The following is a 12348-nucleotide window of genomic DNA, read 5'->3' on the forward strand; positions in this document are numbered from 1 at the left end:
CAAATAACGACTGAGACAGTGCTGTATCTACAATACAATGATCTTGCTGCTTGATAGTATTAATAACTACCAACCATCACAGATTAAAAAAAAATTTAAAAGATAGTGATAATAAAACAACCACAAATGGATTTTGATCAAAAGGAAATAACAATGAGCGACTATCAAATTACTAACCCAGCGACTGGCGAAGTAGAGGCCACCTACCCAACCTCTACTGAGCAAGACATTCAGCAAGCGATTGAAAAAGCTGATCGCGCTTATCAAGATTGGCGCAAGGTAACATTAGAAGAACGCAGTACGCTACTGCATAAAATTGCTGACATCTACCTTGAGCGTCAAGATGAGCTGGCGCGTATCGTCGCAGCAGAGATGGGCAAGCCTATCGCGCAAGCAAAAGGCGAGATTGGCTTAGTGGCTGATATTTTTCGTTACTATGCTGATAACGCCGCGCAGTTATTAGCGCCCCATACCATCGATGTTGATAGCGGTTCTGCCCTTATAGAGAAGCGTCCTGTCGGCGTGCTTTTAGGCATCATGCCGTGGAATTACCCGCATTATCAGGTTGCACGTTTTGCCGCCCCTAACTTTATGGCAGGTAATACGCTGATTTTAAAACACGCGCCGCAGTGTCCGAAAACAGCAGAAGTAATCGTTGATATTTTTAAAGAAGCAGGCTTGCCAGAAGGCGTCTATAACAATGTATTTGCGACCAATGAACAAGCGGCGACCATCATCGAAGACCAACGCGTACAAGGTGTGTCGTTGACAGGTTCTGAGCGCGCTGGACAAGCGGTGGCAAAAATAGCTGGCGGTGCACTTAAAAAAGTCGTATTGGAGCTTGGTGGCTCGGATGCCTTTATCGTTGCAGCCGATGCCGATATCGAACAAGCCATACAAGGGGCAATCGAAGGTCGTTTTGGTAATACAGGACAAGCTTGTAATGCCGCCAAACGCCTTATCGTCGTCGAATCTGTCTATGATCAATTCGTCGAAGCCTTTACCCATGCCGTACGTAACATGACATTGGGCGACCCTCTTGATGAAGAAACCTTTATCGGACCACTGTCCTCTAAAGCGGCGGCAGTCAATCTACAAGCACAGCTCGACAGCGCTATTCAAGCTGGCGCGACGGTACTGGTCGAGGGTGGTATGCTCAAAGACAAACCAGGCGCTTGGTTTGCGCCTGCTGTTCTCACAGATGTTGACGACTCTATGGATGTCTATTACGAAGAGCTATTCGGTCCGGTCGCTGTTGTCTATAAGGCTTGTGATATTGAGCAGGCGATTAAAATCGCTAACGATGTGCCTTTTGGCCTTGGCGCTTCTATCCAAACACAAGATGCGGCGCTGGCTGCTGATATTGCTGATAAACTAGACGTCGGTATGGTGACTATTAATGCACCGTCTGGTAGTGAAGCCAATACCCCATTTGGCGGTGTCAAACGCTCAGGGTTTGGTCGCGAGCTTGGTACGCTAGGTATTACCGAGTTTTTGAATTATAAATTGATTCGTGATAAATCCTAATCTATTTAAATCGCATTAAAAAAGCCTAGCATCTATTGATAGACGCTAGGCTTGTTATGATAAAGGCATTCTTTACTTTTTAGGCGGATTGTCTTTCAACCATAGCTGATTGACGATTTTTAACTCGCGTAGCTCTTCTGCCATGATAGCTTCACTGATGCCTGGATATTTGACGACGGCATAGCTATAAAGACCGATACCGAGCGCTGTCCAACCAAAGAAAATCCACCACTCGATAGCGCTCAGTGCTGACGGCATACCCGGCATATATAAGATGAGCAAGCCAATGCCCAGTACGATGGTAAACATACCGACCAATTTACCCGCTGGCACTCTAAACGGGCGCACCATATCTGGCTCACGGTAGCGTAAGACTAAGAAAGAGATGGCGACACAGGTATAAGCAATCACAATCCCAAAACCACCGGCATCAACAATCCATACTAGCATTTTACGACCAAATAAAGGCGCAAGCGTCGCCAAACCACCAATCAATAAAATAGCATTTTTCGGGGTTTTATATTTGGGGTGTAGTTTACCCAAAAATGCAGGCAACATATGGGCTTTTGACATGGCATAAAGTAAGCGACTGCCACCGATTAAAAACGCGTTCCAACTCGATAAAATCCCAAGTACACCGCCAATAACTAGTAAAATACCCGCCCATTTGCCATGCCACGCATTGGTCATCGCGTCAGCGGTCGCTAAGGTTGATCCTTGTGCTTGAATGAGCGGCAAAGTGCGGCCGACACTCCATGCCACGCCGACATACCACATCACCGCAATAATAATAGAGACAATCAAAAACTTACCGATATTAGGACGGGTCAGATCAATCTCTTCGGCCGCTTGCGGAATCACGTCAAAACCGACAAACATAAACGGCACCATGACAATCACCGTCATCATACCGCCGATACCACCGATAAAGGCAGGCGCCTGCACGGCTGTTGAGTTCGCAGGATTGTAAATTACCGCACCAATAAACAATAACGTACCGACGAATAAAATACCGAGTACGGCTGTTTTTTGGAACCAAGCGCTAACTTCCATGCCGCGAATATTGAGCCAAGTGACGATGATTGAGCCTAGCATACCGACCCCGACCCACGTGGCATACACATCCCAGCCCGCTATCGTCCATAGATAGCCTTGGTTATAATTGGGAATAAAGTATTCAACCACCGTCGGCAACGCTACTGCTTCAAAAGCAACGACCGAGAAGTAACCAAATAAAATACTCCACGAGCAAATAAAGGAAACCGTGACGCCAAGCGCTCGATGGGTATAGGTATGCTCACCGCCGGTGACTGGCATTGACGAGGCTAGCTCTGCATAGTTAACACCAATCATGATAACGGCCAAACCACCAATCATAAACGCTAACATCGCGCCCCATGTGCCCGCCGCTAATATCCAGTCCCCTGCTAAAACGACCCAGCCCCAACCGACCATAGCACCGAATGCTAAAGCAATAATATCAAACATGCCCAGCGATTTTTTTAGCTCAGACATAACCTACTCCTTGTCCGTGTGTCATCCGTGTCAGCCCTTTTTAACGGCACTGATACCCACTATTTTTATGTAATAGGGCGCTGCCCTTTTTTATCTTTTCCTGCCTATCAAGCGATAGGTTTAGTATTATTCATGACATTTGTCTTTTAAAACTTGCTTAGCAGAGACAGCAACGGCGTCTTGATTTGCAAGGCGCCGTTGTAAAACCACCACTCAAAGCAGCATTGTCATTATCCTAAGCTTAAGCTTTCATCTTTTGAATTAACGCCTTGAGCGGTCAAAATACCTTTGATAATATCAAGGCCTTCTTGTAGCACTTCGTCCTCTACTGTCAACGGCACCATCACGCGAATGGCGTTGCCAAACATGCCACAAGACGCAAGCAGCAATCCTTGCTCGAAAGCTTTGGTTTTTAGGTTGGCAGTCGCCGCCGCATCAGGCTTGCCATCGCTGTCGATTAGCTCAAACGCTAACATCGCGCCTTTATGGCGAATATGACCGATGCTGCTTAGGTTCAAATCTTTTAAAAACGCTTCGATTTTGTCACCAATCTCGATACTGCGCTCAAGCAGATTTTCTTCTTCAATCACTTCCATGACAGCAAGCGCAGCCACACAAGCCAATGGGTTACCAGAATACGTACCGCCCAAACCGCCGACTTGCGGGGCATCCATGATATCAGCGCGACCGATAACGGCAGAAATAGGATAGCCACCCGCTAAGCTTTTAGCACTGGTCATCAGATCCGGCTCAACACCCAATTGTTCAGACGCAAACAAGGTACCGGTACGGGCAAAACCACACTGGACTTCATCAAAAATCAGCACAATGCCATGCTCATCGCAAATCTCGCGCAAGGCTTTGGCAAACGATGGTGTCACTTGATGGAAACCGCCCTCGCCTTGTACGGGCTCAATAATCATCGCTGCCACTTCACTTGGATCGATATCCGCTTGGAAAATCATCTCAAGGCTATGCAATGCTTGTGCTTCGGTCACGTTTAGCTCTTCTGCTGGGAATAACGCATGGAACACAGGACCTGGCATCGGGCCAAAGTTCTTTTTATATGGCAATACTTTACCCGTTAGGCTCATGCACATCAGCGTACGACCATGCCAACCACCAACGAAAGAGATGACACCCGGACGACCGGTTTTTGCACGGGCAATTTTGATACAGTTTTCGACCGCTTCTGCGCCCGTAGTCAAGAACAAGGCTTTTTTCGGACCGCTGATAGGCGCTTTTTCGCAAAGCTTTTCAGCAAGCTCGACGTAGCATTCATAGTTAACCATTTGCGCGGCAGTATGGGTAAATTTGTCTAGCTGCTCGTGCACACGCTGGGTGATTTTTGGATGGCTGTGACCAGTATTCAGTACTGAGATACCGCCGACAAAGTCAATATAACGATTGCCTTCGATATCCCACACTTCTGAGTTTTTTGCTTTTTCGGCAAAAATAGGAAAGGCAATGCCAAGGCCTGTTGGCAAAACAGCTTTACGGCGCGCAAGTAATGATTGATTGGTAGTCATAAGAATATCCTTTTCTTTCTTCTTTACGTAGATGCCAATGATGGTATGGCGGTTTATAAAATAAGCTGTGGCTAAATTTGGGATTCATGCTGCTGAATCCCGTTAAATACTAGGTGAAAATCTATAAAAAACAAATGGTTAAAATATAAAACAGCTAACCATTAGCTCTAACTATTAACTAACATCAGAGCACCAATATTTGGTCACGACATATTCTTCAATGCCGTATTTTGAGCCTTCGCGGCCAAAGCCTGACTGCTTGACGCCGCCAAATGGTGCGACTTCGGTAGAAATAAGACCGGTATTATGACCGATGATGCCGTACTCTAAACCTTCAGTGACACGCCATGAGCGAGCATAGCTGCCGCTGTAGAAATATGCCGCCAAACCATAAATGGTGTCGTTGGCTTGACGAATGACGTCGGCTTCATCTTTAAAGGTAAAGATAGTAGCGATAGGGCCAAAAATTTCTTCATGGGCGATATCCATGTCACTGCTGATATCAGTAATCACGGTTGGGTTATAAGACAGTTCTGATGCGCCGTTGGTGCTACCGCCTGTGATAAGGGTTGCGCCTTTATCTAACGCGTCTTTGAGCAGCGCTTGAACTTTATCCAACGCTTTTTTGTTAATTAAAGGTCCGATATCCACGCCTTCATCCATGCCATTACCGACATTAAGCTCAGCGACTTTTTTCACAAAGACGTCGAGGAATTTGTCTTTGATACTATCCTGCACGTAGACACGGTTGGCACAAACACAGGTTTGACCCGCGTTACGATATTTAGAAGCGATTAAGCCTTCAGCGGCTTTTTCAAGATCGGCATCATCAAAGACGATAAATGGCGCATTGCCGCCGAGCTCTAATGACAGTTTTTTGATGGTTGGGGCACACTGTGCCATCAAGGTACGACCGACTTCGGTAGAGCCAGTAAATGACAGCTTATGAATGCGTGCATCGCCGGTTAGGATATCGCCGATGGTTGACGATTTGCCCGTGACGACTTGAATAACGCCTGCTGGAATACCGGCTTGCTCAGCCAATACCGCTAATGCCAATGCAGAAAATGGCGTTTCGGTCGCAGGTTTGATAATCATGGTACAGCCTGCCGCTAGTGCAGGAGCTGCTTTACGGGTAATCATCGCTGCTGGGAAGTTCCAAGGTGTGATAGCCGCGCAGACACCGACAGGCTGTTTTAGGATGACATGGCGCAATTGGGTTTGATTGGCAGGGATAACATCGCCGTATACGCGCTTACCTTCTTCAGCAAACCAGCGGATAAAGCTATTGGCATAGCCAACTTCCCCGCGTGATTCGGTTAAAGGCTTGCCTTGCTCGGCGGTCATAATGATGGCCAAATCTTCTTTATTGGCATCGATAAGGTCGGCCCACTTTTGCAGTAGTTCCGCCCGCTCTTTGGCAGTTTTGGCCGCCCACGTGATTTGCGCCTCATGAGAAGCCGCAACCGCGTCATTGACATCATCGGTCGTCAGGCTCGGTACGTTACCGATAATCTCACCGTTAAAAGGATTGCTGACGTCGATAGTCGCGGCATCACTGGCATCATGCCAACCGTCTTTGATAAAGCACTGCTGTTTGAGTAGGTCTGGATTTGATAGTTGTAGCGTATTTGACTGTTGTGACATGTTGACACTCCTTGTCAGTGTTGTTTTGCAAATAAGGTTTGCAGATTTATAGTGATAAACGAATAGCTAAAAATAAAAACGACTAAAAATAAAAGGTTATGACTTAAATAATTATTGATAACTTGTTATTTGTTCAATATACTGAACATGTATTCTATATATGAGACATCATTATAAGAATGATAATCCCCTATTTGCAACCCCTATTATCAATTTTGTGCTGATTTATCATTTTATTTTGCTACTTCCTTAATTTTATCGTCTTTTATAGGTTTCTTATGAGCACCACTGCCGTTCCTGCTTTGGACAAAACTTTTCAGATTTTAGATTTGATAACTGACAGCGCCCAACCTTTAACGGCGGCGCATATTGCCAAAGCGCTTAACCTGCCGCGTAGCTCAACCCACAATATTTTGCAAAGTTTATTAGCCAAACATGTCATCTATAAAGACAGCGACAGCCGCTTTCATTTGGGCTCGTATTTGATGTATTGGGCGGGCAAATATGAGCAGCAGCAAGGCGTCATCCAGTTATTCAAAGACCTTATTGTCCAGTATCCAATCCTTCTTCAGCATACGGTGACATTGTCCAAGCTCGATTTTGGTGAAGTGGTGTTTTTGGCTTGTCATGAAGCGCCTGCCCCGCTCGGCTTTACTTTCCGCGCTGGTGTACGCGTACCGGCAGTATTCTCTGCCACCGGTAAAGCGATGCTTTCCACCTTTTCTATGGACAGCATAAAATCCATCTATGCCAGTGGTTTCCCTACGCCTATTACCCAATATGGCGTCGATAATTTTGCAGATTTATCTACCGAGCTGACGGCTATTAAAAACAGTCGTATCTCACTTGATGATGGGCAACTGCGCGAAGGTATGTATTGCCTTGGCACTTATATTCGTAACGCTTCTGGCAACGCGGTTGCCGGTATGGCGGTCAGCTTTTTACAAGCAGAATATGAGTCCAAGCGAGCTGAGGTCAGTGCGGTACTGATTGAATTGGCAGAGCAAATTGAGCAGCGTTTGGGTTTTAAGGATGAGCATTAAAATCTAAACGCTGCTAGCTGTTTAATTTTTCCAATCGTTTTATTAATTTTAATAGAGTCTTTTAATCTTCTGAAATCAGCCCTGATAAAAATGCCTGCAAATTTTCATTGAGCTTTTGCAGGTAGTAACCGCCCTCGACCAAGACAATTAACGGTTTTTTTAACGCTTTTAGCTTTTGCGCCAATACGGTAAATCCTTCGGTAGTGACCGCACACCTAGCTTCCGGATCGTCTTTATACACATCAAAGCCCAATACATGAACGATGACATCAGGGTCAAATAATGTCATCGCCTCGATAGATTTATCAACATAGTTAAAAAACCCAGCTTCATCGGTGCCATGTGGCATCGGAAAGTTAACGTTATAGCCTTCGCCCGCGCCGGTGCCCTTTTCAAACTCATGCCCAGTGACGGCCGGATAAAAATTAACCGGATCACCATGAACCGAGATATAGAGCACATCGCTGCGCTCGTAGAATATCTCTTGGATACCCTGACCGTGGTGCATATCGGTATCTATAATGGCAATTTTTGCGTATTTCTGCCGTAGGTGTTCGGCGATGATGGCAGCGTTATTCAGATAACAGAATCCGCCTGCGGCGCTTTTACGTGCATGATGACCTGGCGGCCGTGAAAAGCAAAGCTGGATATTATTTTGCCCACGCTCAGCACTTGACGCGTCTTCATTTAACAAGGCTTCAGCAGCATTTAGCGCCGTTTGTGCCGACCAATAGATAGACGTCCAAGAATGCTCACTGATGGGCGCACTATCATCGGCCTGATATTTAGCAGCCTTTGCCATAATGCCGATACCAGGATTGTCATAAGGTACAAAAATCCCCGTCTGTACCTGTGCGCCCAAATCTTCTTCAACCTCCATCCATTCAGCATAGCCATGCTTGAGAAACTCAACATAACCGAAATCATGAACCGCTAATATTGGTCCGATGCCAACATCAGTGGCAGTGGTTACCTCTAAACCTAGTGCTGCTGGCGCTTTTAACAACTCGACCATGCGCTCTGGTATCTCTAACGGCTCATGCATCTTGCCATAAGAGAAATACGGTAACGGTCTGTGCAAACTGAGGTTTTCATGGCTATATATTTTCATGCTTAACATTCCTTTGTTTAACATTTTTTCCAATCGTGCGTTTTTTGATGCTTAACTAAACAATTCCATCGGCTTTAAGCTTGGCGATCATCTTGCTGTCATAGCCCAAATCAGCAAGTGTGCTATCGGTATGTTCGCTCAATTGCGGTGGCGGCGACCGATAAGTAATCGGTGAGGCGGATAATTTAATCGGGCTACCTAGTGCTCGAACAGGGCTACCTTGCGCAGCAAAATCAACCACCATCTCACGTGCCAGCGCTTGTGGCATCGCTAATGCCTCAGCAATATTATGAATCGCCCCGCACGGAATACCTGCTTTATCTAACACCTCTAACCAATAACTGCGCGGTTGCTTGGCAAATTGCTTGCTCAGCTCATCACACAGCATCTCGCGATGAGCCACGCGTTGTGGATTGGTCATAAAGCGTTCGTCCATATGCCAATCAACGCCCAATACGTTACAAAGCTTGGCAAACTGACTGTCGTTACCGCAGGCTAAGATAAAGTGCGCGTCACCCTGCCCTGCAAAAACTTGGTAAGGGACGATATTGGGATGCTGGTTACCAAGTCTCGGCGGGTTTTTGTCGGATGCCAAATAATTCATACCGACGTTGGCCAGCATCGCAAGCGCACTATCAAGCAATGCCACATCGACATGCTGCCCAAGTCCGGTATTTTGACGCGCTAATAATGCCGCTTGGATACCAATGGTCAGCTGTAACCCTGCAAACAAATCAACGACTGCCACGCCTACCTTATGCGGTTCGCCATCGCTTGGACCGGTGATGCTCATCAGCCCTGATAGACCTTGAATAATATAGTCATAACCAGGACGCTTGGCGTCTGGGCCTGTCTGACCAAAACCAGTCAATGAGGCGTAAATCAAGCGCGGATTGTCTTGTTTTAGACTGTCGTAATCTAAGCCGTATTTTTTTAGTCCGCCAACCTTGAAGTTTTCAACGACGATATCGCTATCAGCGACAAGCTGCTTGATAATGGTTTGTCCGGCAGGCGTGGTGATATCGACGGTGAGGGATTTTTTATTGCGGTTAATAGTGGCGTAATAAGCGGAGGTATCATCACTGAATTTTGGCGGCGCCCAATGACGCGTTTCATCGCCAATATGTGGACGCTCAACCTTGATGACTTCAGCGCCCAAATCTGCAAGCACTTGAGTACAAGAAGGACCAGCCAATACTCTCGACAAGTCGAGCACCTTGATACCGTGTAATGCACCTTTTGCCATATCAGTCATAATCTTCCCTTATTATGTAACTTATTCTTTGATAAAAATTTAATAAAAAATTGCCATGTATCATTTAGCTTTTACTGTCTTTTCTTTAATGCCTGAATACCTTTTAAGAATAGACACTGCTAAATAAATGATACATAACAACGATGGATGAAAACAATGTATAAGAACTATGCATAAGAACAGTGCTTAAAAAATGCTTAAAAACTCAGAAACGTACGTTCCTGTTTATAACAGCTTATAAAAAGCCAAACAGTAACGTACGTTAATGGTCTAAAACTGGCTAGCATTGATTAGCTAGCACTTATTAATAAAACGCTTGAATACCAGTCTGCGCACGACCTAGGATAAGCGCATGAATATCATGCGTACCTTCATAGGTATTAACCGCTTCTAAGTTCATCACATGACGAATAATGTGGAACTCATCAGAGATACCGTTGCCGCCATGCATATCACGGGCAATACGCGCAATATCAAGCGCCTTACCACAGTTATTACGTTTAATCAGTGAAATCATCTCAGGCGCCGCATTGTCTTCATCCATCAGACGACCAACACGTAGCGCCGCTTGTAGACCCAAGGTGATTTCTGTCTGCATATTGGCAAGCTTCAATTGTACGAGCTGCGTTGCGGCGAGCGGACGACCAAACTGTTTACGGTCTAGCGTGTACTGGCGTGCTGCTTTCCAGCAGAATTCAGCTGCCCCCATTGCACCCCATGCGATACCGTAACGGGCTTTATTTAAGCAACCAAATGGACCTTTTAGACCACGGATATCTGGGAAAGCATTGGCTTCAGGGACAAATACCTTGTCCATAACGATTTCACCGGTGACTGAAGCACGTAGTGAAAACTTACCTTCAATCTTCGGCGCTGATAAGCCTTTCATGCCTTTATCTAAAACAAAACCGCGAATCTCACCGGCATCGTCCTTTGCCCAAACGACAAACACATCAGCGATAGGACTGTTGGTAATCCACATCTTATTACCTGTCAGCTCATAACCGCCGTCAACTGCGCGTGCACGGGTCGACATCGAGGCAGGATCTGAGCCTGAATCCGGCTCAGTCAGACCAAAGCAGCCAACATATTCGCCAGTAGCAAGCTTAGGCAAGTATCTCTCTCTTTGCTCTTCGGTGCCGTATGCCCAGATAGGATGCATGGCCAAGCTTGACTGCACGCTCATCGCTGAGCGATAACCTGAGTCAACCGCTTCGATTTCTTTGGCAATCAGACCGTAAGCGACACTTGATAAACCGGCACAGCCATAACCTTCAATCGTCACGCCAAGCAAGCCCATCTCACCCATTTGACGCATGATATTACGGTCAAAGTTCTCGTTACGATTGGCCTCTAAAATGCCAGGCATCAGCTCTTTTTGAAAAAACTGACGGGCGCTGTCCGTGACCATGCGCTCTTCATCAGTCAACTGGTCGCGTAATAAAAACGGATCTTCCCAATCGAAACTTGGACGCGTAGATGTTGTCATGTGGATCTCCTTGATGTCAGTCTTCCTGACCGACGAGTAGTGATTAATAAGTAAATTGACTGCACAGGTTGTTGACTTACTTATTCCTCTGTGCGAAACTTAGTTTCATAATTTAAATCTATTTAAGCAAAGTTTTACCGCGCTGTAAACCTTTATCAAAAAAAATGAGCATAAAATGACAAAAAATGTATCGGCAGCTCTGCCACTACTCGATCGAATGACCACCATTCTTGAGCAAAGTAAGGACGATAATGACCGGCAGTTTGTCACCGCACTGGGCCGTGGACTCACTTTATTGGCAGCCTTTGAGCAGCATGAGCAGCTCAGTCATCAGCAATTGTGTCAAATGACCACATTGCCAAAAGCGACCATCACCCGTCTTATTCATACTTTGATGACGCTTGGATTTTTACGCATGACCGGGCATGGACAATATCAATTAGGCAGTAGTGCGGTGAGACTCAGCGCAACGGCGTGGAGTCGACATGACATGGTGGCGGCAGCTGAGCCGTTGCTACGACAGTTTGCCAGTAGCAATGAAGTATCGGTGAATTTAGCAACCGAGGTCGAAGGAGAAATGCGCTATCACGCTTGTTGTCGAAGCCCTGCTCGCCTCTCTGTCAATTTACAAGTTGGCTCAGCCGTACCTGTCGCCCGCACTGCCATTGGTCGCGCTTTTTATGCCGTAAGCTCGCCAGCGAGACAGTCGGTGATTCGTAATAATCTACAAGAGCATTTATCCAAAGAAGAGTATGACCGCGCGCAATCTGCGTTAAGCGAGGCGACAGAGCACTATGTAAAATACGGCTATACGGTATCAGATGGGGAGTTTTCTACCGATATATTGGCAGTTGCCGTTGGCGTTTTTGATGTTGCCACTGGGCAGTATGCATATTCGCTCAATGCCAGTGTGCCGAGTGCCAATTGGCAAGCGGAAGAATATGCAGCGATGATTGTGCCGAAATTGCAGGCGTTGGCTGAGAGGGTTGGCAGTGGGGTTTAGAAAAGTTGAGTGGATTTATTTATTCTTAGATTAACACACCAAGTGCAACGCTAATTAATATTATAGAACGCCTGCATAGGCGTCTTAAACCCTAATCGTTTTCTTGGTCTGTTGTTTAGTTTGTTCTCAATGTCCTGTATCCCATTATCAGAGACTTGTCTAAAGTCACAACCCTTAGGCAAGTACTCTCTGATAAGGCCATTGGTATTCTCGTTGGTTCCTCGCTGCC

Annotated in this window: 10 protein-coding genes; 3 read left to right on the forward strand and 7 right to left on the reverse strand. The window is 46.1% G+C overall.

The genetic code is table 11. The annotated features are described in order from the left end of the window. Positions 1-153: 153 nt before the first annotated feature. Entirely contained in the window at positions 154-1527 is a 1374-nt protein-coding gene (locus H9653_RS06725) for an NAD-dependent succinate-semialdehyde dehydrogenase (RefSeq protein ID WP_068404041.1), read from the forward strand. A 72-nt stretch (positions 1528-1599) separates the two neighbouring features. Here the strand turns inward: H9653_RS06725 and H9653_RS06730 are convergent, their stop codons facing one another. From H9653_RS06730 to H9653_RS06740, 3 genes are all read right to left on the reverse strand, one after another. After that, complete coding sequence (locus H9653_RS06730; protein ID WP_068404042.1) at positions 1600-3042, reverse strand: APC family permease; 1443 nt, start codon at positions 3040-3042, stop codon at positions 1600-1602. A gap of 230 nt (positions 3043-3272) precedes the next feature. Continuing rightward, on the reverse strand, positions 3273-4571 hold the full coding sequence (gene gabT, locus H9653_RS06735) for a 4-aminobutyrate--2-oxoglutarate transaminase (RefSeq protein WP_068404043.1): 1299 nt from the start codon (positions 4569-4571) through the stop codon (positions 3273-3275). Positions 4572-4745: 174 nt separating this feature from the next. Further along, entirely contained in the window at positions 4746-6218 is a 1473-nt protein-coding gene (locus tag H9653_RS06740) for an NAD-dependent succinate-semialdehyde dehydrogenase (protein WP_068404046.1), read from the reverse strand. Between the two features lie 278 nt (positions 6219-6496). Here H9653_RS06740 and H9653_RS06745 point away from each other — a divergent pair, with 278 nt between their 5' ends. Beyond that, positions 6497-7261: an IclR family transcriptional regulator gene (locus tag H9653_RS06745; protein ID WP_068404047.1), complete on the forward strand. Its 765-nt coding sequence runs from the start codon at positions 6497-6499 to the stop codon at positions 7259-7261. Between the two features lie 61 nt (positions 7262-7322). Here the strand turns inward: H9653_RS06745 and H9653_RS06750 are convergent, their stop codons facing one another. The 3 genes from H9653_RS06750 to H9653_RS06760 form a co-directional block, all read right to left on the reverse strand. Continuing rightward, positions 7323-8372, reverse strand: a complete 1050-nt coding sequence (locus H9653_RS06750; RefSeq protein ID WP_191691407.1) for a histone deacetylase family protein — start codon at positions 8370-8372, stop codon at positions 7323-7325. A gap of 55 nt (positions 8373-8427) precedes the next feature. After that, entirely contained in the window at positions 8428-9627 is a 1200-nt protein-coding gene (locus H9653_RS06755; protein WP_225211646.1) for a CaiB/BaiF CoA transferase family protein, read from the reverse strand. Between the two features lie 304 nt (positions 9628-9931). Continuing rightward, positions 9932-11116, reverse strand: a complete 1185-nt coding sequence (locus H9653_RS06760) for an acyl-CoA dehydrogenase (RefSeq protein ID WP_191691409.1) — start codon at positions 11114-11116, stop codon at positions 9932-9934. A 175-nt stretch (positions 11117-11291) separates the two neighbouring features. On the opposite strand from H9653_RS06760, the gene H9653_RS06765 reads away from it, so the two are divergent. After that, positions 11292-12119, forward strand: coding sequence for an IclR family transcriptional regulator (locus H9653_RS06765; RefSeq protein WP_068404050.1), 828 nt, complete (start codon positions 11292-11294; stop codon positions 12117-12119). 50 nt (positions 12120-12169) lie between these two features. On the opposite strand, the gene H9653_RS12500 is transcribed toward H9653_RS06765, so the two are convergent. Beyond that, positions 12170-12348 (reverse strand): transposase (locus H9653_RS12500; RefSeq protein ID WP_404814806.1); only part of this gene is annotated, 179 nt, incomplete at its 5' end.

Origin of the sequence: Psychrobacter communis, from assembly GCF_014836505.1 — a bacterium.
GTDB classification, from domain to species: domain Bacteria; phylum Pseudomonadota; class Gammaproteobacteria; order Pseudomonadales; family Moraxellaceae; genus Psychrobacter; species Psychrobacter faecalis.

Coding starts and splice junctions, on each gene's coding strand:
- H9653_RS06725 (WP_068404041.1), top strand. CDS start 154: ATGAGCGACTATCAAATTACTAACCCAGCGACTGGCGAAGTAGAGGCC.
- H9653_RS06730 (WP_068404042.1), bottom strand. CDS start 3,042: ATGTCTGAGCTAAAAAAATCGCTGGGCATGTTTGATATTATTGCTTTA.
- gabT (WP_068404043.1), bottom strand. CDS start 4,571: ATGACTACCAATCAATCATTACTTGCGCGCCGTAAAGCTGTTTTGCCA.
- H9653_RS06740 (WP_068404046.1), bottom strand. CDS start 6,218: ATGTCACAACAGTCAAATACGCTACAACTATCAAATCCAGACCTACTC.
- H9653_RS06745 (WP_068404047.1), top strand. CDS start 6,497: ATGAGCACCACTGCCGTTCCTGCTTTGGACAAAACTTTTCAGATTTTA.
- H9653_RS06750 (WP_191691407.1), bottom strand. CDS start 8,372: ATGAAAATATATAGCCATGAAAACCTCAGTTTGCACAGACCGTTACCG.
- H9653_RS06755 (WP_225211646.1), bottom strand. CDS start 9,627: ATGACTGATATGGCAAAAGGTGCATTACACGGTATCAAGGTGCTCGAC.
- H9653_RS06760 (WP_191691409.1), bottom strand. CDS start 11,116: ATGACAACATCTACGCGTCCAAGTTTCGATTGGGAAGATCCGTTTTTA.
- H9653_RS06765 (WP_068404050.1), top strand. CDS start 11,292: ATGACAAAAAATGTATCGGCAGCTCTGCCACTACTCGATCGAATGACC.